The 20,945-nt window shown below is 65.7% G+C and carries 13 protein-coding genes and 7 pseudogenes; 7 read left to right on the top strand and 13 right to left on the bottom strand.

Going from position 1 to position 20,945, the window contains the following annotated elements:
* The first annotated feature begins 161 nt into the window (after window positions 1–161).
* Window positions 162–506: a hypothetical protein gene (locus tag ABIE67_RS49250; protein ID WP_370270977.1), complete on the top strand. Its 345-nt coding sequence runs from the start codon at window positions 162–164 to the stop codon at window positions 504–506.
* A gap of 22 nt (window positions 507–528) precedes the next feature.
* Here ABIE67_RS49250 and ABIE67_RS49245 read toward each other — a convergent pair whose 3' ends face one another.
* The 3 genes from ABIE67_RS49245 to ABIE67_RS49235 form a co-directional block, all read right to left on the bottom strand.
* Window positions 529–1,224 carry a response regulator gene (locus ABIE67_RS49245; protein WP_370270976.1) on the bottom strand — a complete coding sequence of 232 codons (696 nt, stop codon included), beginning with the start codon at window positions 1,222–1,224 and terminating at the stop codon, window positions 529–531.
* An 86-nt stretch (window positions 1,225–1,310) separates the two neighbouring features.
* Window positions 1,311–2,606, bottom strand: a complete 1,296-nt coding sequence (locus tag ABIE67_RS49240; RefSeq protein WP_370271006.1) for a sensor histidine kinase — start codon at window positions 2,604–2,606, stop codon at window positions 1,311–1,313.
* Window positions 2,607–2,786: 180 nt separating this feature from the next.
* Window positions 2,787–3,245, bottom strand: a complete 459-nt coding sequence (locus ABIE67_RS49235) for a hypothetical protein (protein WP_370270975.1) — start codon at window positions 3,243–3,245, stop codon at window positions 2,787–2,789.
* 1,094 nt (window positions 3,246–4,339) lie between these two features.
* Between ABIE67_RS49235 and ABIE67_RS49230 the strand changes: the two are divergent.
* Window positions 4,340–5,135, top strand: a pseudogene (locus ABIE67_RS49230) (IS5 family transposase).
* 1,925 nt (window positions 5,136–7,060) lie between these two features.
* Here the strand turns inward: ABIE67_RS49230 and ABIE67_RS49225 are convergent.
* The 4 genes and pseudogenes from ABIE67_RS49225 to ABIE67_RS49210 form a co-directional block, all read right to left on the bottom strand.
* Window positions 7,061–8,593 (bottom strand): annotated as a pseudogene (locus ABIE67_RS49225) (hypothetical protein); the annotation flags it as partial.
* A gap of 61 nt (window positions 8,594–8,654) precedes the next feature.
* Window positions 8,655–9,463, bottom strand: a pseudogene (locus ABIE67_RS49220) (transposase family protein).
* Between the two features lie 328 nt (window positions 9,464–9,791).
* Window positions 9,792–10,871, bottom strand: a complete 1,080-nt coding sequence (locus tag ABIE67_RS49215; protein ID WP_370270974.1) for an NlpC/P60 family protein — start codon at window positions 10,869–10,871, stop codon at window positions 9,792–9,794.
* A 573-nt stretch (window positions 10,872–11,444) separates the two neighbouring features.
* Window positions 11,445–11,822 (bottom strand): subtilase-type protease inhibitor, encoded by a 378-nt coding sequence (locus ABIE67_RS49210; RefSeq protein WP_370270973.1) that lies wholly within the window; start codon window positions 11,820–11,822, stop codon window positions 11,445–11,447.
* Between the two features lie 382 nt (window positions 11,823–12,204).
* On the opposite strand from ABIE67_RS49210, the gene ABIE67_RS49205 reads away from it, so the two are divergent.
* Window positions 12,205–12,984, top strand: coding sequence for a transposase family protein (locus tag ABIE67_RS49205; RefSeq protein WP_370252055.1), 780 nt, complete (start codon window positions 12,205–12,207; stop codon window positions 12,982–12,984).
* Between the two features lie 378 nt (window positions 12,985–13,362).
* On the opposite strand, the pseudogene ABIE67_RS49200 reads toward ABIE67_RS49205, so the two are convergent.
* The 3 pseudogenes from ABIE67_RS49200 to ABIE67_RS49190 form a co-directional block, all read right to left on the bottom strand.
* Window positions 13,363–13,782 (bottom strand): annotated as a pseudogene (locus ABIE67_RS49200) (transposase); the annotation flags it as partial.
* Between the two features lie 28 nt (window positions 13,783–13,810).
* A pseudogene (locus tag ABIE67_RS49195) lies at window positions 13,811–15,037 on the bottom strand (IS3 family transposase).
* Between the two features lie 70 nt (window positions 15,038–15,107).
* Window positions 15,108–15,485 (bottom strand): annotated as a pseudogene (locus tag ABIE67_RS49190) (IS6 family transposase); the annotation flags it as partial.
* Window positions 15,486–15,547: 62 nt separating this feature from the next.
* Between ABIE67_RS49190 and ABIE67_RS49185 the strand changes: the two are divergent.
* The 3 genes from ABIE67_RS49185 to ABIE67_RS49175 all read left to right on the top strand — a co-directional run bounded on the left by ABIE67_RS49185 (window position 15,548) and on the right by ABIE67_RS49175 (window position 18,120).
* Window positions 15,548–15,688: a hypothetical protein gene (locus ABIE67_RS49185; protein WP_370270972.1), complete on the top strand. Its 141-nt coding sequence runs from the start codon at window positions 15,548–15,550 to the stop codon at window positions 15,686–15,688.
* A gap of 547 nt (window positions 15,689–16,235) precedes the next feature.
* A complete protein-coding gene (locus ABIE67_RS49180) occupies window positions 16,236–16,847 on the top strand; it encodes a hypothetical protein (protein WP_370271004.1) in 612 nt (203 codons plus the stop codon).
* A gap of 442 nt (window positions 16,848–17,289) precedes the next feature.
* The gene (locus ABIE67_RS49175) at window positions 17,290–18,120 is read left to right on the top strand and encodes an IS5 family transposase (protein WP_370267736.1); all 831 of its coding nucleotides are present in this window, start codon (window positions 17,290–17,292) and stop codon (window positions 18,118–18,120) included.
* Here ABIE67_RS49175 and ABIE67_RS49170 read toward each other — a convergent pair.
* A complete protein-coding gene (locus ABIE67_RS49170) occupies window positions 18,044–18,667 on the bottom strand; it encodes a hypothetical protein (RefSeq protein ID WP_370267817.1) in 624 nt (207 codons plus the stop codon). The two genes, ABIE67_RS49175 and ABIE67_RS49170, sit on opposite strands and share 77 nt — an antisense overlap.
* 246 nt (window positions 18,668–18,913) lie before the next feature.
* Between ABIE67_RS49170 and ABIE67_RS49165 the strand changes: the two genes are divergently transcribed.
* Window positions 18,914–19,693 carry a transposase family protein gene (locus ABIE67_RS49165; protein WP_370252055.1) on the top strand — a complete coding sequence of 260 codons (780 nt, stop codon included), beginning with the start codon at window positions 18,914–18,916 and terminating at the stop codon, window positions 19,691–19,693.
* A gap of 242 nt (window positions 19,694–19,935) precedes the next feature.
* Here the strand turns inward: ABIE67_RS49165 and ABIE67_RS49160 are convergent.
* A pseudogene (locus ABIE67_RS49160) lies at window positions 19,936–20,631 on the bottom strand (IS3 family transposase); the annotation flags it as partial.
* Window positions 20,632–20,648: 17 nt separating this feature from the next.
* Window positions 20,649–20,879, bottom strand: a complete 231-nt coding sequence (locus tag ABIE67_RS49155; protein ID WP_370270971.1) for a transposase family protein — start codon at window positions 20,877–20,879, stop codon at window positions 20,649–20,651.
* Window positions 20,880–20,945: the final 66 nt, after the last annotated feature.

The following is a 20,945-nucleotide window of genomic DNA, read 5'->3' as shown; positions in this document are numbered from 1 at the left end:
GTTTGGTACGGCCATCGGCATCACCACCCCGGACCATGAGCGGCACGTGAGTGAACCTGGGCGAGGGCACAGGCAGCCGAGACCACCGCAAAGTCACCCGAATCCAAGAACACTGTGCGCCGTTGGACGAGGGGGTTCCCTCCCACGGATGGTGAATGATGATGAACTGGTCCGCCCGCCTCCTCTGCGTTCTCTATGTCGGCACCAGCGCTGGGCTGGCCTGCACGGCGGGCATCGCATTCGGGCATGGTCCGGTGTGGGTCGCGTGTCTTTTCGTGGTCGCCAGTGTCGTCCCCCTCATCGCCGTCACGCGAGAGAGCGTGATCGGTGAACGACGGCGTCGTCTGACGGACGAGGCCCTGCGGACGGACCGCGGCAGCGCAGTCGTCGAGTGGATTGTCGCGGGTGAGCTCGACGCCGCCTGCTGTGAGCGCTGGTGGACGAGCCTCGGTCGCGACCATGACCCCGTGTGCCGGTATCGGCTTCCCAGAGGCAGCGCCGCGTGACGATGCGCTGGTGGGCGCCACTTCAGCGAGGCTCGTCCAGCAGCCCGGCGTCGTGTACGAGGAGCGCGATCTGGACGCGGTTGTTGAGATCGAGCTTTGTCAGGATGCGCGAGATGTGTGTCTTGACCGTCGGAACACTCAAATAGAGCGCAGCCGCGATCTCGGCGTTTGTCTTGCCTTCTCCCACGGCAAGGGCGACTTCGCGTTCCCGGTCGTTGAGTCGGCCGAGCAGATCACGCGCCCGGTTGCGCCGTGTCCCATACCCCGATTCCGCCACATGTGCGATGAGTTGCTGGGTGACTGTCGGTGACAGTACCGGTTCTCCTGCCGCCACTTTCCGTACGGTCGACACGATCTGAGGCGGCGGGGTGTCCTTGAGCACGAACCCGGCAGCGCCGGCTCGTAAAGCACGTAATACGTGATCGTCTGCGTGGAATGTGGTCAGGATGATCACTTCGGGCGCGTGCCTGCGCCGCCGTAACTCCTCGGTCGCCGCCAGACCGTCCACCAGGGGCATGCGGATGTCGATCAGCACGACGTCCGGCGTGTACTGATCGACCAGCTGCCCCACTTCGGCCCCATCCGAGCCTTCGGCGACGACTTCGATGTCCGACGTACCGTCGAACATCATCCGCAGCCCCGCCCGCACGAGCGGGTCATCGTCCACAAGCAGGACGCGCAAACGGCTCTCTGACGGCCGGCCCCGGGGCTCACCCATGTGGCCAGGGTATGAGGCCGCCGGACAGGCCGCGATCCGGCGCTGCGTGCGACTCCTGCCGGAAGTCCCGCGCGGTGTGGTGCACGCTACGCGGCGTTGGCGGCGGGCCAGGGCAGCCAGGCATACAGGCGGAAGTCCGCGGAGGGCGTGGAGCCGTGTTCGAGACGGCCGCCGACCAGGGAGGCGCGTTCGGACAGACCAATGAGGCCTTGGCCCGAACCGGGGATGGCCGACCGCCGCCGGTCATGGGCCGTGTCCCTGCCGGGCAGTGGGTTGCGCACCTCGATGACCAGACCTTCCCCCGGCCGGCCGGTCACGGTTACCACCGCTCCCGCGCCCGGTGCGTGCTTGCGGGCATTGGTAAGGCCCTCCTGGGCGATTCGGTAGGCGGTGCGTCCCACCCGCTCGGGGACCGGGGCGTTCGTGACCCCCACCCTGTCCACCAAGGTCACGTCGGTCTCCGACGTCCGTGACTCGTCCACCAACCGCTTCAGGTCAGTGAGGTTCAACTGCAGACGGCCCTCCGCCTGCTCCTCGCCCTCCGCGGAGCGCAGGACGCCGATGACCTCACGCAGGTCCTCCAGGGCCTGGTGGGCACTCTCCTGGATCACCTTGGCGGCCTTTCCGATCTCCTCACGAGGGGCGTCCGAACGGAACTCCAGTGCGCCCGCGTGCACACTCAGCAGCGACAGCCGGTGTGCCAGCACATCGTGCATCTCCCGCGCCACCTCCTCGCGCGTCCGCTGACGTGCCTGTTCCGCGCGCAGTCCAGCCTCGACCTTGGCCCGCTCAGCACGTTCGTGCAGCGACAGCACAAGCTGGTGGCGCGATCGCTTGAACATGCCCCACCCAAGGGCTGCGCATATCAACCCGACCCCGGACAAGGTCCACGACATGACCTGCGGCAAGGGCGCATCGTGCAGCAGGGGAACGACAGGCGAGCTGAGGAGCGCCGGGATGCCAACGGCCGCGACGACGCGGAAGGGACGGTGCACGGCGAGGGTGTACAGCGCCACAAGTCCCGGACCGGTAGGACTGGGGTAGAAGGTGCAAGCGACGGACAGCACCACCGCCAGCCCAACCGGCCAGCGCCTGCGCAACCACACCGCGGCGCACGCGGCCACGCCCACGAGCTCGTCAGCAGTCAGCTCGGAATTTGGAACGCGGGGATCATGCGCCATCCCCCACAGCTGGCCCAGACAGAAAAGCGCGGCGAAGGCGAAAACTCCGACGTCGGCCACCCAGTCGCGCACGGTTCTCTGTGAGTGGCTGCCCGCACGAGCTCGGTGGCGTCCGCCCCTGTCCGCTTGGACATCGGGACCTGTCGCGGCCGACGGCAGAAATAGGCGGGACACCAAGCCCGCCCCGACCCTCGGCCCCATCCCCGTAGCAGCGGCCATGCTCCTACTCCCATAGTCGGCCAATGGTGATCGCCCTGAGTCTCATGGCCTTGATCGACTGCAGGGGGACAGGATCGCGACGGCGACTTCGTCGGCGTCCCAGCCCTCAAAGGTGCGCTGCAGCGTTCAGGAAATTCTCCCCGCGTCTCGGCCTCCGCGAGCTCACCCAGGTTCGCCGGCACCGGAGTTGCCGGCCTTGGGTGCTGCGCTGGACCCTGCGCATCCCGTGGCGCCTGCTTCCGTGCTGCCCGTTCCGGACTGAGCCGTTTGATCTGCGGTGTGAGCAGCCTGTGTCTTCTGGAGTGCTTCTTCGACCGCGGTGAGGTTCTCTTCGAGGACTTGGTCCAGGCCGGCCGTGTCTCCCTGAGTTTTCTGCGCCTCATCGTGCAGTTTCTGGGCGTGCTCCTGGATCTTCTTGTAGACGCCCTTCGAGAGGGCTGTCGCGTTCTCCTCAGTCTTCTCGGAGTCCGATAACTCGTCCCATGCCTTTTCCCACACGGCTACGGCCTCTTGAGCCCATTCTTCGCTGCTGCCCACCGACTGTGCCGAGCTGTCGCTCGTACCGCCGTCGGGCTGGGTCGCCGGTGCCTGCGCGTACGTCGAACCGTCCTGCGACGCCACCGGGGATGTAGCTGCCAGGGCAGAGTTCGATGACAGCATCGCTATGGAACTCAACCCCGCCGCGCCGACAAGAGTTGCTATTCGGATCCTTCGTGCCGTCTTCGTGCTCGACTTGCGGTGACAGCCGTTCACGCGGCGGAGTGACGGTACGCCCATTTTCCTTCTTCCCTCACAATTCGGTATTCGGTGCGGAATCGACTCACGGCCTACGCCCGAGAGTTGTGCCGTGCGGGCTTGCCCTGCCCAGCACCTGACAGCCACTCGGACTGCTATACCCGTCGTAACTAAGGCCCAGATATCAGAAGAACACACCAGTCCGGCGATGTCACCCCCCACCTTGTGCACCCTTGGTCGTCCGGCTTGAGGGCTTGATTCCTGAGACATGTCAGCGCGTGCACAATCTGAATGGCATGTGGACGCCGGTTACGTAGAGAAGTGACAAATCGCTGCCGCAGATGGGGCCGACAATTCGCCTCGATGCTCATCAGCCATCGTCGCCGTCTGATGGCATGACATGAATCACGGTTGCCTACTGGTTGGCGTAGAGAGCTCGGATGGGGCGGGGCGCGCAGCCGCTGGGGGTTCTGAACGCGTGGAAGGGCGGCCGCAACGCGTGTTCCGGATGACGGGTATCCACCCGGCCATGCCCCGCTTTCAGGTCGTTGAGCATGCGAGCGAGGCCTCATACGACTTCCAGAGTGCGGTAACGACCTCAAATGCCGCCGGACAACTGCCTCTCGCTCCCCATGGCGCTCCTGGCCCAGGCCACTCGTCCGGGGGATCTTCTTGAGGGCACGGAAGCGATCACGGCACAGGCTGAGAGCTGCTCGTTTTTCGGCATCCGGCCACGCGCTGTGGAGGCGCAGACGTCCCCCCGTTCGCCATGCCGCGGGAAGCCGCTGGCCGCGCGAGGACGACCTGGGGCGAGCCCGGAGCGGATCTACTCCAGCGAGCCCACGGACGTGTAAGCGGCTCTTCATCCGATGACCCGCGTCAGCGCTTCGGACGACGTCAGCCGGCGCTCGACAGTGGCAGGCGGTCTTGGTTAAGACGTCGTCTCATTTGGAGTGCTGGGTAGTCTGCACCGTGTGGTGATGGTCGAGCGCATGGTGCCGGACGAACTGTGGGACCTGTTTCAGCGGGTGGTCCCACCCGCTCCTTCACGGCCGCAGGGCGGCGGCCGGCGCCGGTATGGGGATCGCGAGGTGCTGGCCGCGATCACCTTCGTGGCCACGACGGGCTGCACCTGGCGGCAGTTGCCGCCGGTCTTCGCCCGTCGGGCCCGACCGCGCACCGTCGCTTCACAGAGTGGACCGCCGCCCGGGTCTGGGCCAAGCTGCACCGCGTCATACTCGACGAACTGGGCTCACGCGGAGACCTGGACTGGTCGCGTTGCGTGATCGACTCGGTGAACATGCGGGCACTGAAAGGGGGGACCTGACAGGTCCGAATCCTGTAGACCGTGGCAAGAAAGGCTCGAAGATCCACTTGATCACTGAGCGGACCGGTTTACCCCTTTCGATCGGGATCTCCGGCGCGAACATGCACGACAGCCAGGCACTCGAGCCGCTCGTTCGCGGCATCCCGCCGATCCGCTCCCGCCGCGGCCCGCGCAGACGACGGCCCGCCAAGCTGCACGCGGACAAAGGCTACGACTACGACCACCTGCGCCGATGGCTGCGCAGGCGAGGTATCCGGCACCGCATCGCCCGCAAGGGCATCGAGTCCTCCACCCGGCTGGGCCGGCATCGCTGGACGATCGAGCGCACGATGTCCTGGCTGGGCGGCTGCCGCCGTTTGCACCGCCGCTACGAACGCAAGGCCGAACACTTCCTGGCCTTCACCGCCATCGCCTGCAGCCTCATCTGCTACCGCAGACTCGCCAAATGAGACGACGTCTAAGTGGGCGTTTGATGGTGATTCACGCCGACCGTTTCAACATGTTTTGCCACATTTATCGCCAACGCGTGCGGCCTGAAACGCCTGGAAGTTACCGACAGACAGGAAGCTTCCAACCCGTTGTTAGACCAGACGGAATTCGGCGCTGAGGAGCGGATCAAACGGGCGACCGGATCGGCACCCGGGATGCCGTGAAGGCGCATGTAAGGCGCGAATCACCCCGAAGGGTGTTGGCCGCAGGAGCGACTTAGCGTCTCAATCCATCCCTAAACGCCCACTAAGAGGGCGTTTTGTCCAGATTTAAAATGTCCTTTTCCATCCCTCATGGGCGACTGATTCAGTAATGTTGGCCTCCTTGGTCATCCCGAATGTCCGCTTTAGTGCTTGACTGGCGAAGCCCGCCCGACCATGAAGCGGATAGGTCTACCCATGTTCAAACCAAACGCGTTTCATGAAATAAAACGGGGCAAAACACCTCATGCGATCGCCGCATGAAGTAGGAACGTTAGGGATGTACAGCATGAATCCGACACAGCCCAAGTCGGATATTGACGCCCATAAGTAGTTCAAACGCCCTCTAAGTGGGCGTTTAGGGATGGATTGAGACGCTAAGTCGCTCCTGCGGCCAACACCCTTCGGGGTGATTCGCGCCTTACATGCGCCTTCACGGCATCCCGGGTGCCGATCCGGTCGCCCGTTTGATCCGCTCCTCAGCGCCGAATTCCGTCTGGTCTAACAACGGGTTGGAAGCTTCCTGTCTGTCGGTAACTTCCAGGCGTTTCAGGCCGCACGCGTTGGCGATAAATGTGGCAAAACATGTTGAAACGGTCGGCGTGAATCACCATCAAACGCCCTCTAAGTGGGCGTTTAGGGATGGATTGAGACGCTAAGTCGCTCCTGCGGCCAACACCCTTCGGGGTGATTCGCGCCTTACATGCGCCTTCACGGCATCCCGGGTGCCGATCCGGTCGCCCGTTTGATCCGCTCCTCAGCGCCGAATTCCGTCTGGTCTAACAACGGGTTGGAAGCTTCCTGTCTGTCGGTAACTTCCAGGCGTTTCAGGCCGCACGCGTTGGCGATAAATGTGGCAAAACATGTTGAAACGGTCGGCGTGAATCACCATCAAACGCCCACTAAGACTTTTCCAGCGCCCTCGACGGGCAGGAAAGCCTGCGCATGGAACCCAACTCCCGTCGAGGGCCAGTAAGTAGAAGCTGCGAGGCATGATGTACGAACCCGAGACCCGCTGATCCCGGCAGCGCCGAGGGCGTGACGGCATGCCGGAAGGACCCGTCTGCCGACGCGGCCGCAGACGACGCTTGCGACGCAGACGATGTGAATGAAGGATTCGGTTTCCTCATGGGACAAGGGTTCACTTGCGGGCGCTGCTCCAGGATCTGCATGCGTTCGCAGCTGGGCGGAGCAGACGGCTGCCGGCCCTACTGCCGGATCTGTCAATGACCTCCCGACAGCCTCCGCGGCGCCGGACCGGGCCACACCCGCCGGGTCGGCGGGCACGGACCACAGGTCACCTTCCGGGCTTCGTCAGGGGATGGCGTAGCCAAGCAGGGACTCCATGGTGTGGCCCTCGCAGTCGGATCGAGGGGACACGAAGTGGTCGCGGATGCTGGGGATGTAGCAGCGGTACAGCGGGATCATCCGGGCATGCGACTGGTGTTGATGTAGCCGACCGGGCCCAGAGACTGCTGGCCTTCGCATCCGGGGTCTTGGGTCAGCATGGAGCCCGCGCCGAACTGGCACTCGAAGAGCCCGACCGTACCGGGCTGCGGGCCGCTGTGCAGGTACCAGGTCATCTCGGGGTTGAATCCGGGAGGCAGGGGCCGTGAGGTGGCGACGTGGCCGCCCTGACCGGGGCTGAAGCCGCGGCGCAGTTCCATATGGGGCGGCGGCACGGTCACGGTGACCCTGGTGGGTGCGGAACGGGCACTGGTGTTGGTGCCGTCACTCACCGTGACCTGGTACGTGTACGTGGATCCGGCGGTGACGCCGGTGTCAGTGAAGGTCAACTGCGGGCGTTTCCACGGTGCCGATGAGCCGGTGACCGTGTACAGGGGAGTACGCGAACCGTTGCGGTAGACGCGGTAGGTGAGGTCGCTGTCGTCGAGGTCGAGGCTGGACCGCCAACGGACGTCGACTTCGCCCGGCCTGCTGCTGACGGCGTTGGCCTGCGGTACCGAGGGGGCTCGCGTGTCCGGGCCGGCGGCGAACCGGGTCAGGGCCTGCTGCGGCTTGTCGTTGACGGTGGTGAATTCGCCGCCGACCCACATGTAGTCGACGCCGTGCTTGGAAGCGGTGGTCAGCACGCGTGGGCCGATCTTCTCGCCGATTCCGTCGTTGGTGTCGGGGAACCAGTCCAGCAGCGCCGGACCGTTGACCGACTGGGCAAGCAGATGGAGGCGGTCACCCAGTTCCGGGAACTCTCCACCTTGGGCGCAGGTGTGCGTGTGGGAGGCGGAATACTGCACGCCCTTGTAAACCTCGACCGCCTGGCTCGCGCCGAAGCAGCGGCCCCGCCAGCGCTGGTTGAAGTCGGACAGACTGAACGCGATCCGGTCTTCGATGCCGTCGGTGGGTGTGTTGGCCTCCTGGGCGGTGTAGAAGCCGGTGGCGTCGGTGGTGATGTCCTTGACCACGGAGACGGCGGGAATGAAGCCGACCGGATAGCCCTTGGTCAGGGTGCCGCCGGTGCTGTCGACGACCGCGAGGGCATGGGAGTCGGCGCCGTTGAGGTGGAAGAAGTCGCCACCGAGAATGACGTTGTTCCCATCGGGAGTCATTTCGACTGCCCGGCCGGGTGCGTCGGCGCTCGCCGTCCAGGGTCGCAGTGCCGCCGAGGAGGTGGTGACGGAGGCGAAGTAGCGGCGTGCCTGGCCGGCGACAGAGGTGAAGTCCCCGCCGAGGTAGACACTGTCGCGGGAGACGGCCAGGGCTCGTACGGTAGCATTCACCGACGGCCTGAAGGCCGTCTTCAGGGTGCACGTCTTGACGTCGATGGCGGCCACATTGCTGACCTTGACGCCGTTGACCGCCCCGAAGCGGCCGCCGGCATAGAGGGTCTTGTGGTCCGGTGAGACCGCGAGCGCCCGCACCGTGGCCAGTCCCGAACCGACCGTGAAGGACAGCTTGCAGGACGTCGGTTCCCCCGTGGCGGCATCCAGCGCCACGAAGTTCGTGGCCGACTGCTCGTGGCTGCCGGCCGGTGCACCCGGCGGCCTGATCGCGGAGAAGGTGCCTCCAGCGAAGACCACCCCGCCGGCCTGCGCCATGGCCCAGACGATGCCGTTGGGCTGCCACGTCGGCAGCTCATCCGCCGTCATGGCAACCGGCGCGGTGAGCGCGGCCGCCGGAGGTGCCGTCACCGACGCCACCCCGGCCAGCGACGAAGCCGCCAACGACAAGACGGCCGCCCAAACCCTCACTGAGCGCATACGCATGACCTCGATCTCCGCATAAGGTAATCCGAGCTGCTGCAGCGTAAGTGAGCCTCTTTCATCCCGTGTTTGCGCAGATCAGGAGGGCGTGTACGGCGCGGACTATGCGGCTGAGACGGTTGGTTGAAGCAGCGTGCCCTTCGGAGTAGGGGCCAGGACTTGAGCTGGGCGCAGGCGCGTTCACCAGATGCGCGCAGGCGGGCGTGGTCGCGGTTGTACTGCTGGTAGCGCTGGGGTAGTTCGCGGTGTCCGTAGTGCGGGGTGCGGACGGTGGCGCCGGCGCCCTGGTAGGCGCGGTCGGCCCAGGATGAGAATCTGCCGGGTCAGGCAGGCTTGGATGATGCCGTGGGCGCGGGCGGCGGTCAGGTCGTGGGTCCGTCCAGGCGTTGCCCGGGAGAACCACGGCGGGGTTCCGTCCGGCGTGGTGATGACCTGGACGTTCATGCCGTGCTTCTTGTGCTTTTGCGAGTAGTACGGCTCATCCGCCCGGATGCGGTCGATGGGAATCAGCGCCCGTCGATGATGACGAAGTCACCCCTTCGCCCAGGCCGACGAGGGCCTCGTGTAGGCCCGGTGCCCAAGCGGCCAGGACCTCGACGGTCTCGTCCACGTATCGCCACGCCGTCGCCTCCGACACCCCGAACCCGGCCGCGGCCTGGGCGAGCGTCTCGTTCTTGCGTAGGTGGGCCAGGGCCAGCAGAGCCTGCTTGAAGCAACCCGGCTTCCGCCAGGGCGAGTTCAGTTCACGCCTTCGGGCGTAGATGAGCCAGGAGACATGCTCGACCAGCTCATACGGGACGTCGAGCATGGAAGGATACGGAACCAACAGAGCCCCTCGGCCGCCGGTGTGACGAGTGAGATCACCACGCCAACGACGAGGGGCTCTGCCACGTCACCACTACCGCTGACCAGCTCATTTTACTCTCACGGCACGGGATGAAAGAGGCTCAGTGAGCGCTTCTTTCGGCACATGTAACCGGAATGACAAATTCATCACGGCAAGTGATCGCCAGAGCCGCTGCGCCCGAGGTTGTCCGGACCGCCGGGCGAAGCTGGGGGAATCGACAGAGTGGGCTGGCCTCGGGTGCCAAGCACTTTTCCGCACGGCAGCAGACCAGGCACGGACCGACGCGACTGGTGACTTCCCTGGCGGCCTTCGACGTGGCTGTCACACTTCGCGAGACCGGTCTCTGGTCTACGCGCCTGGCCGTACGACTCCCAGAATGGGCATCGAACCGGCCCCGGCGATCGTCACGTTCCGTCCCGGGCGTGGGGCATGAATCATCGCGCCGTCGCCGATGTACATCCCGACATGGCTGGCGTCCTCGAAGTAGATGATGAGATCGCCCGGGCGCATGTCCTTGATGTCGACGCGCTTGAGCCAGTTCCACTGCTCCTGCGAGGTGCGCACAATGGGGTGGCCGGCCGCGGCCCAGGCTTGCGACGTCAGCCCTGAGCAGTCGTAGGAATCCGGGCCCTCGGCGCCCCATACATACGGTTTGCCGAGCTGGTCCATGGCGAACTGAGCGGCCCGCATGCCCGCTTCGGTCGCCTGGCCCTTGGAGTTCTTCAGAACACCCGTGTTCAGCCAGGCCGTCTGCGCTCTGAGCTCGGCCTCCCGCTCCAACTGTGCAAGCCGCTCCTTCTCCTTCTTCTCCAGCCTGGCTTCGAGCCTCTCCGCCGCCGCGATCTGTCGCGCGACCTCCTTCGCGGCCGCCGCCTTCGTCTGGCGCTGACCCTCAAGCTTCTGCCACTGCGCCGAGGCGTCCTTGGCGTATTGCTCCAAGTCCTGCTGAGCGCGGATCATTTCCTCGATCAGACCATGGATGGCGCGCTCGCCCTGCAAGAGAATGGCGGCATTGTCGAGGAGCATCTGGGGGTCGTCGCTCAGTATCAGCCGCGCCTCGGGCAGCATGGCACCAGTGCGATACTGGGCGCGGACCGCGGCGCCGGCCCGGTCCTTCAAATAGGCGACTTTGTGCTGGAGCTTGACGTTTTCCTTGGCCAGCTCGATGATCCGCGCCGACTGTTTCTTGGACGCCTCTTCTGCCGCGTTGTAGGCATCGGTTGCGACGGCCGCGTCATGGTAAAGCTGGTCAAGTTGCTTCCGGACTGCCTTGAGATCCCTCGTTTCTGGGAGGGGCGCACTGGGGGACAGCGACGGCATCGGCGTCGGAGTAGGATTCGCAAACGTCACGCCGGGCGTCACCAGCAGGGTGACTGTACAGATTACGGTTACGGCCGTCGCGAGTGTGCCGCACTTGCTCGGTCCCATACCACCTCTGCTCCAGTAACTGATTTACCGTCAGTGGATTTATAGAGGTCCGGCGAAGCGAGATATGACGAAGTGCATGCAGGAAGGTGGTCGGACTCTGGGCACGGTGCCGCAGAGCCGTCATGATGAGGGCGAAGCTCCCTCTATATGTGTGGGTCGACACCCGGGGATGGTGGATGCTTGGCGGTAGGCCGCTGTCCTCGGGACGACCTGTTCCTGACGGCCGCTCGTATCGATGCTTACCGCATCCGTGCGACCTCGTCGCCAGAAAATGCTCGAACGGTGCGAGAGCCTGGATGGGCGTGACCAAATGGTGGCACGTCTCGTTGAAAGCGCTAGCGCGTACATGCACATCCGAATCCTCCCTCGGATACGCGTTTCAGGCCCGCACCACTGCAGTGGTGCGGGCCTCTGACCGAGGGCGCCGCGATGTCGACTATCTCGAAGGCTCCTGGGTAGTGACCCAAGGCCCACGCGATGTGTGCACGGGCGGAGTACGCGTACGGGAAGAGGCGGGCCGCCCGTCACCGTGCGCCCGCCGTGGAGGTGAGGCTTTACCTCAGCCGTAATGGCTCAGAAGGCAAATGCCGCAGCACCTTGAGTTTCCTTGAAGCAAGGATTGGCGAAGGTGTGCTCGTAGTTCACGCGTGTGCCACGCCATACCCCTTGAACGGTGACGACGATTGGGTTGTATTCCCTGGTGCAGGGTCGTCCCGACTCATTCCCGCGGAGGGTGGCCAAGCGGCCGAGGCCCCCATTCACACGGTCCAGATCCGCACAGGCCTGTCGCGAATCGGGGTGAGTTCCCGACGTGGTGTACGCGCAGTTCACCGTCACCGCGCGCTCTGGCGTCGCGGTGGCGGCCTTCTCACCGCGGCCGGTGGTCATGGCCAGCGCTGAAGGGGTGTACAGCGAGGCGGGCGCGGAGGCGGGCGCGCTGTGGGCAGGCATGCTCAGAGGACCCGCAAGTGCCGCGCTGAGCAAGGCTCCTGTCATTGTCCAGCGTGTCATTGCTCGCATGCTGTGTGACTCCCGTCTGCTTGCGGTTTCGATGCCTCGAAGTACCCGCCTTGATGCCGTCGTCCCAGGACGTTAGAGCCGAATTCTGAACCGCCGCTGGAATCCAGACGCTATTGCCTGTTCAATCAGTGGCTTGAATGACCGACCGGTCCTCATGGCCGAGGAGGTGAGAGGTCTTTCATTCCATTTACCGGTCGAAGACCTGGAGGCTTATTCACGGGGTGGTGCGGCCCGGATTTCTTGATCATCAGGACGGCCCTGCTCGGTAGTCTGATGTCTGCGAAAACGTCAGAAGTGAACCGGGGCAGGGCCGTTGAGCTGGAACGTTACGGCAGGGTTAGACAAGGATCAACTGGACGGGCTGGTGGTGCGGGTCCATCAGGCGCTCGTGGAGGACCCGGATCCTGCGGTGTCTCCGGCGCGGATGTGGTCGCTGGGCCTGTACCGGTCGGTGGTCCTGGTGCTGTTCCTCCTGCGGCAGAACCCCGTCCAGGAAGCGGCGGCGGAACTGTTCGGTGTCAGCCAGGCCACTGTTTCCCGGCGGTGGACGGGGCTGCTTCCGGTGGTGGAGAAGGCCCTCGCCGGGCATGTCCCTGATCCTGTGGAAGCCTCAGCCGGCCGGATCGTGCTCATCGACGGCACCCTGGTCACCACGTGGGACTGGGCGAGCGAAGGCACCGCTATGTTCTCCGGCAAGCACCGCGACACCGGCTTCAACCTGCAGATCGCCGCCACGCTGTCCGGAGACCTGCTCGCGGTGTCCGAGCCTGTCCCGGGCTCCCGCCACGACATGTACGCCTGGCGCCAGTCCCACTTCCCGGAGACCTTCGCAGAACGGCAGAGCATGGGCGATCTTGGGTACGTGGGTTCCGGCATGCTCACCGCGAGACGCAAACCACCTGGTCAGCAACGCCCCACTGGCGCCAAGATCTACAACCGGAGCATCAGCAGCCTCCGCGCCGCCATTGAGCGAGCGATCGCACACCTGAAGGACTGGAAGATCCTCGCGACCCGCTACCGCGGCCCCCTGGCCAAGTTCCCCCTCGTCGCCAAAACCGTCACCGCCCTCACCTTCTACAAAAAGGGCTGGTGAAACCCCGTGAATAGGCCTCCTGGTCGGTAGGGCATTGTTGCTGGTCAAGTCGTTGCGGCTGCGGTGATGTTGTTCCAGTGGCAGTGGGCCTGGGCGGCCTGATGCTGATGGCGGCGACGCCAGGCGGACCAGTGCAGTACTGGTCGTAGTCGCGGCAGGGCGCGGGCAGTACGGTGGCCCGCAGGATCCGGAGTAGTTCACGAGCGCTGGCCGTCACGATGCCGGCTGGGCCGGTCGGGCTCGCGGCGGCGGTGCGTACGCGGGTGACAGTGAGGACGGCGGCAGCGAGCATGCTGATGAGGGTCCAGCGCATCCATTGTCAAGTTGTTGATGAGGTGGGTGAGTTGGGGTATGCAGGTGGTGCTGGCGGTGTCTGGTTCAGGCGGTCGCAGCCATGAGGGTGGTGCCGGTGATCTGGTGCCAGATGGTGTGGCGGTTGGTCATCTCGGTGCGGTAGCCGCGGGCGGTCATCCGGTGGCGGTGGGGGCGGAAGTGCGGTGAGATCCGGGAGAAGGAGGCGAGGAATCTCTGGGCCGTCCCCACGCTGCGGAAGCCCTTCATACCCCGCTCGCGCTCCCGTGTGGGGATGTGGGAGTTTTCTGCCCGGTTGTTGAGATATTTCGAACTCCGGTGCTCGACCGAGGGCATCACCTCACGGTGGGCCGCCCCGTAGCTGCGGAGCCTGTCGGTGACCACGACTCGCGGCACGGTCCCGGTGCCCTTGAGCAGCTTGCGGAAGAACCGCTTCGCCGCGGCCGCGTCCCGCTTGCCGGTCACCAGGATGTCCAGGGGCCTTCCACCCGAAGGGCGGACACCTGTTTGTTTGTTATGCGGCGAGTGTCAGGGTAGCTGACATCTGTTCGTAGGCGACGGGGCTGAGCTGTCCGTTCGCCGAGTGGCGGCGCCAGGTGTTGTACCGCGTCAGCCAGCGGAAGAGGGTACGCCGGCAGGCGCCGGCCCCGTCGAAGCGCCGTGCTCCCTTGAGGATCTCCCGTTTCAGAGACGCGTGGAAGGACTCGCAGGCGGCGTTGTCCGCACTCGTCCCGACGGCACCCATGGACTGGGTGACTCCCAACTCCCGGCAGAGGCCGGCGAATTCACGGGATCCGTACTGCGCCCCGTGATCGCTGTGGAAGATGGCGCCGTCGAGGCTGCCACGGGTGGCGGCCATCTTCAGCGCGTCGGCAACGAGGTCGGTGCGCATGTGATCGGCGATCGACCAGCCCGCCACCCGGCGTGAGAAGCAGTCCAGGACCGTAGCGAGATAGAGGTGCTCGCCGTCTCCGACGGGGAGATACGTTATGTCGCCCATGTACTTCAGGTTCGGCGCGGCAGCGGTGAAGTCCCTCTTGAACAGGTCCGGCACCGGCGTCTGCGACGGCTCGGGGATGGTGGTGCGTATGCGCTTGCGCAGGTGGAAGCCGGTGATGCGGAACTTGCGCATGACGCGGGCGACCCTCTTCTCGTTGATGTGCATGCCGTGGGTGTCGCGGAGCTCGGCGGTGATGCGTGGGGCGCCGTAGGCGCCGTCCGAGTCCGTGTGCACGGCCCGGATCCTGTCGGCCAGGACCTGGTCGTCCCGCTCGCGATGGGCACGGGCCTCACGCGAAGAGCGCCACTTGTAGTAGCTGGAGCGGACGACGTCCAGCACGTGGCAGAGCCGCTTGACCTCGAAGGTCTCGCGATGGTCCTCGAAGGTACTGGAAGCGGCTCGTCACCAGCTCATCTCGGAGGCGAAAAACTTCGTGGCCTTGCGCAGGATGTCGCGCTCCTGGGCGAGCGTCGCATTCTCCTTGCGCACCGTCTTCAGCTCCGTGCGCAGGGCCGCTAACTCGGCCTCCAGCTCTTCCTTCGTGGCCTTGCTCACCGGGGTGTCCTTCATGTTCTTCGTGGGGCTGCCGCCGCGGGCGCGGTCGGCGCGGATCCAGTTCCGCAGCGTCTCCGGGTTGATCCCCAGATCGCGGGCGGCCTGCACGATCGTGAGGTCGGGGTCCGAGTGGTACAGCGCGACGGCGTCGGCCTTGAACTCGGGCGAATAAACCTTCATCACCATAAGTGGTCCCTCCTGCCAGCCCCTCACCGGGGCCGATCGAAGGTGTCCACCACTGCGGGGGAAGTGCCCCCTTGAGCAGCTTGCGGAAGAACCGCTTCGCCGCGGCCGCGTCCCGCTTGCCGGTCACCAGGATGTCCAGGACGTTGCCTTCTTGGTCCACCGCACGCCACAAGTACCGCATCTTCCCGTTGGCCTTGATGAAGACCTCGTCCAGGTGCCACCGGTTGCCCGGGCGGGGCTGCCGGCGGCGCAGCCGCGCGGCGTAGGCGGGGCCGAACCGGTCGCACCACAGACGGATCGCCTCATAGGACACCTGGATGCCGCGCTCGCACAGCAGCTCCTCCACGTCACGAAGGCTGAGCCTGAACCGGTGGTACAGCCAGACCGCGTGCGCGATCACCTCCGGCGGGAACCGGAACCCCCGGTACGACGGCGCTTCAGACTCCACGGCCAGGCCCCTCCCACGACGATCCCCACCAAGATCATCGCACCCCGCCCCCCAACTTGATAATGCCCCTTCGACAGCTGCTGCAGCAGCCCGCCCTCCCCGGCCAGCCGGGCGCCGGTGGCGTCCGCCGAGTCCATCAACTGCTCGAGCACAGCCTCGACCTGCTCCTGCGGGAGCTGCTTGCCAACAGCAGCCTCGGATAACTCAGTCTCAGTCACGCGATCTTGCCTCTCCGACCCGGCGGGGCCACCCGGCCCCGCCGCAGTCATCAGATCACGGACTTACACGACCTTCCGGACACACCTAGCTCAGTCGACAGTGCCCTGTGGAGCGCTGGGCGTTCGGCTTCAGCGAGGCCATGTAGGTGAAAGTGCACTCCGTCATGCCGGTGTGTGTTGTGGTGCATGGGCACAGGGGCGGGTGAGCTCCGATGCCGGCTGGTGTCCGCTGCCGGCCACCGCTCGTCTTGGGTGCCTGTCACCGCTGGGGCCGGTCTGCCCGCCGGGATGGGCGGGCGTTGAGTCATCCGAGATGGGCTCACTGTGCCGGGGCAGCCCGTCAGGCGGTCGTATCCCTGGCGCAGGTTCGATGTCCTCTCCGGCAGGACCGTCCGTGTGGTGCGTTGGTGTAGGTGCCCTTGCTGTCGGTTCGTCCCCCGTTCAGTCCAGCCAATCGTCACGTGGGCCGCTCGGGGCAATCTGGTGATTGTCGGATTTTGTCTGTGCTGGGTTTCAGGTGTGGGGTGTGTTGATGAAGGGATTTTCGATGCGTCGTCGGTTACTGGCTACGGCGCTGTTGGCTGTGTGCGCAGTCGGCGTGGGTGCGCCCTCTGCCAGTGCGGCAGGCAGTGCTGACTTGTCGATCAAGGTCGAGGGTCCGCAGGCTGCTCCCGCTGGCGGCATGAGCGTCACGTATCAGGTGACCGTCAGCAACAATGGTCCGGATGCGGCTACGGGCTGGTCGTTCTATCTGCCGGTGATTGTTCGCTTGGCTGATGGGTCACCGTATGGTGCTGGATTCGCTCCGAGAACCTGGGATGCGCGCTGCAGCTATCCTGCCCAGGGCTCTGCGGGTATCCCGAGTGACGTTCTGTCGGCTGTTTCCTGTGCGGGGGATGCGCTTCCTGCGGGCGCCAGTACCACGTTCAGCATCACGGGAGATCTCTTGTTCGGGCCAGCCAGGACGGTGTACCTGGTCCCGGGGAACGAGACGGATCCCAACCAGGCGAATAACACTGCCTTTTCGGGGGAGATCGAACCGATTCCGGTGATTGATCCCGCAGTCGGTGCCAGCGCTGTCGCCTCCCTGGCTGTGGCCGGCACGGCTTTCTACCGCCGTCGCCGCGCCGTCGGGAGAGCGTAAGCTTCCGGATCCTCTGATTTCGGTTCACTCTGAGCATGCTGGTAAGCGCGCACCCCTACGGCGAGGTGCGCGCTTGCCTTGCTGCGCGTGATCTTGTCGGGGAGCAGGGAGATTGGTGAGTCTCACGCGCCGGAACTCCGGCGTGTACTTGCTGGGTGGCGCCACTGCTCAGAGCGTGGTGACCAATCGAGTGGCGTTCGAGTGGCCCGGTGTGGGTGGTCTCTCGCTCGCAGGTGCTGGTGCCGGAGTGGGCATGAAGAACGGGCCTCTCGGTAGAGACGTGGTTGTCGAGACCCGGCTCGCCCAAGGAGGCCCGTTGCGTTCCCAGTTGACCATCCGTGACGTTGCCGGGTCCACCCCGGCCCCTCTCCCGTGTGACTGCTACGTGCACGTGTACGGGGCAATCACCGCGGGACGTCGTGCCGAGCGTTATCCCAGCGACATGACGGATGCGGAGTGGGCGGTGGTTCGGGCGGCGATGCCGGTGCCGGCCTGGCTGGAGGGCCGGGGTGGGCGCCCGGAGGAGTTCTGCCACCGGGAGATGGTCGACGCGGTGCGCTATGTCGTCGACAACGGCGCGAAGTGGCGCTCTGTCCCTGCTGATTTCCCCTGGTGGCGGGCGGTGTACGACTTCTTCCGCCGCTGGCGGCGGCATGGCTATGTGCGCGAGCTTTACCAGCGCCTGCGCCGTCTGCAGCGCAGGCGGCAGGGGCGAGAGGAGGAGCCGAGCGCGGGGATCATCGACGCGCAGTCCGTGGACGGCGCCGAGACCTGCCCGGCCTCAAGCCGCGGTTATGACGGCGCCAAGATGCGCGACGGGCGCAAGCGCCACATCCTGACCGACACCGGCGGCCTGCTGCTGGAGGTCACCGTCACGGCGGCGAATGTGCACGACTCCAAGGCCGCCCCCGACCTGCTGGACGCCTACCTGGCCAAGCCCGGACGGCTGCTGAAGCTGGTGTGGGTCGACAGCGCCTACCAGGGCCAGCCACTGGCCGACGCCTTCGCAGCCCACGGCGTGGAGGTAAAGGTGGTCAAGCGCCCCGACGGGAGAAGGGAGTTCACGGTGCTGGCGCGCCGGTGGGTAGTAGAGAGAACGCTGGGGTGGCTGTCCCGCGCGCGGCGCCTGAACCGCGACCACGAGCGCCGCCCGGACCACCACGTGCAGATGGTGTGGTGGGCGGGGCTTATCACGCTCACCCGGAAGATGACGCGCCAGCGCCTGCACTGGCCCGAGTTCCGGCCCCAGCGGCTGGGCCCGCAGCCGGGGTGAACATCCCGCCCGGCACTCGGACCAGCCAGCCGCGCGCCTCCAGCGCATACGCGCGGTGACGGACCTTCTCCACCTCGTTCAACCGCTGCGCGTCCCGCCCCAGCAAGGCCGTCAGCTGCCGCGCCGAGACGGGCTCCGTCCGGGCGAGGACCGCCTCGAAGAGCTGCCGGTACTGCCCCGCGAGCGCCTCCAGGCCCAGTCCTGCCTGCCACACCGCAGGCCGCGGGCCGTAGCCGGCAGGAAGACCCGCCGGCACCGCCAGCTCATCCGAGGTGCCGGCCACCGCCTCCGGGCCCGGCTCCGCCACCTGGGCACCCGCCGAGGCAGGCGGCCCCACGAGCACTTCCGCCTCCGGCACCCCGGCCACCATCTCGCCTTCCTCGGCCAGCGCCCGCAGCACCTCCTCCCGGCCGATCCGGGCGCAGTCCAGGCGCTCCTGGCAGGACGCCACATGCTCTCGGGCCTCGCGCAGCCGCTCCAGCCCGGCATCCAGCTCCTCCCGGGCCCGCGCCTCGCGACGTTCCAGCAACGCGATCACCGACGGCATGAACCGCACCTCCACAACCCACTCGACTGCCGGCTGGCTGCCCCACAAACGCCGCCCACACACCACAGCGCCGAGAAAACCGCAGCTCATCGAGCTACAGAGCGGTTCACCACCACGCTCTCACTTCCTCCTTTCCTGGAGGCTTATTCACGGGGTGGTGCGGCCCGGATTTCTTGATCATCAGGACGGCCCTGCTCGGTAGTCTGATGTCTGCGAAAACGTCAGAAGTGAACCGGGGCAGGGCCGTTGAGCTGGAACGTTACGGCAGGGTTAGACAAGGATCAACTGGACGGGCTGGTGGTGCGGGTCCATCAGGCGCTCGTGGAGGACCCGGATCCTGCGGTGTCTCCGGCGCGGATGTGGTCGCTGGGCCTGTACCGGTCGGTGGTCCTGGTGCTGTTCCTCCTGCGGCAGAACCCCGTCCAGGAAGCGGCGGCGGAACTGTTCGGTGTCAGCCAGGCCACTGTTTCCCGGCGGTGGACGGGGCTGCTTCCGGTGGTGGAGAAGGCCCTCGCCGGGCATGTCCCTGATCCTGTGGAAGCCTCAGCCGGCCGGATCGTGCTCATCGACGGCACCCTGGTCACCACGTGGGACTGGGCGAGCGAAGGCACCGCTATGTTCTCCGGCAAGCACCGCGACACCGGCTTCAACCTGCAGATCGCCGCCACGCTGTCCGGAGACCTGCTCGCGGTGTCCGAGCCTGTCCCGGGCTCCCGCCACGACATGTACGCCTGGCGCCAGTCCCACTTCCCGGAGACCTTCGCAGAACGGCAGAGCATGGGCGATCTTGGGTACGTGGGTTCCGGCATGCTCACCGCGAGACGCAAACCACCTGGTCAGCAACGCCCCACTGGCGCCAAGATCTACAACCGGAGCATCAGCAGCCTCCGCGCCGCCATTGAGCGAGCGATCGCACACCTGAAGGACTGGAAGATCCTCGCGACCCGCTACCGCGGCCCCCTGGCCAAGTTCCCCCTCGTCGCCAAAACCGTCACCGCCCTCACCTTCTACAAAAAGGGCTGGTGAAACCCCGTGAATAGGCCTCCTGTTCAAGGCAACCCTATTGGGTTCCTGTCCGGGAACTTCGGGCACCTCATTGACGACCTCGGCCCGCAATCCGGGCGAATACTCCCAGGGCTTGCTCGACACTTCCTCTTCCTTGCGGAGTTGCTCGACCCCTACGTGGGTCCGAGTCCGTCAGGCTCGGGACAGGTCACCAGCCCCGCGGCCACGAACGGGTCTGCTGCAGGGGTGGGTGACAGGTTTGATCACGCGGCCTGGAGGGCCTGCGTGGTCATGACGGTTTCGAATTCGACGGGGGTCAGCCAGCCGAGTGAGGCTTGTCGGCGGCGTCGGTGGTAGGTCCTCTCGATCCAGGTCACGATGGCGATCCGCAGTTCCTGACGGGTGGCCCACGAACGGCGGTCGAGGACGTTCTTCTGCAGCAGGCTGAAGAAGGACTCCATGGCCGCGTTGTCGCCTGCCGCCCCGACCCTTCCTATCGATCCGGCCATCCCGTGGCCGTCGAGCGCCCGGACGAATTTCCGTGACCGGCACTGCGACCCGCGATCGGTGTGCAGAATGCACCCGGCAACGTGTCCACGCCGGGCAACAGCGTTGTTCAGGGCGGTTACGGCGAGGCGAGACTTCATCCGCGCGTCGATGGAGTAGCCGACGATCCTCTTGCTGAAGACGTCCTTGATCGCACAGAGATACAACTTTCCTTCACCGGTGGCGTGTTCGGTGATGTCGGAGAGCCACAGGCGGTTGGGGCCATCCGCAGTGAAGTCACGGCGGACCAGGTCGTCGTGCACCGGCGGACCGGCCTTCTTGGTCCTGCCGCGCCTTTTCCCGAATACGCTCCACCAGCGGTTGTCCCGGCAGATCCGCCACGCGGTCCGGTCGGCCATGACCGCCCCCGTTACGCGGGCCTCATCGGCCAGGAAACGGTAGCCGAACTCCGGGAGGCTTATTCACGGGGTCACCAGCCGTTCTTGTAGAAGGCGAGGGCGGTGACGGTCTTGGCGACGAGGGGGAACCGGGTGAGAGGGCCGCGATAGCGAGTGGCGAGGACCTTCCAGTCCTTCAGATGTGCGATCGCTCGTTCGACGGCGGCGCGGAGCTTGCCGATGCTCTGGTTGAACACCTTGTCTTTGACGGGGCGTTCCTGACCGGGTGGCTTGCGGCGGGCGGTGTCCGCGTACGACCTCAACTACAGAAGCGCGTACGACCTCACGTCCAGAGGTCGGCATCGGGATCATGAGGGTTATTCACGGGC

Source organism: Streptomyces sp. V4I8, assembly GCF_041261225.1.
Taxonomy (GTDB): domain Bacteria; phylum Actinomycetota; class Actinomycetes; order Streptomycetales; family Streptomycetaceae; genus Streptomyces.
The sequence above is the reverse complement of the archived record's forward strand: the minus strand, read 5'-3'. Positions and strand labels throughout refer to the sequence as shown.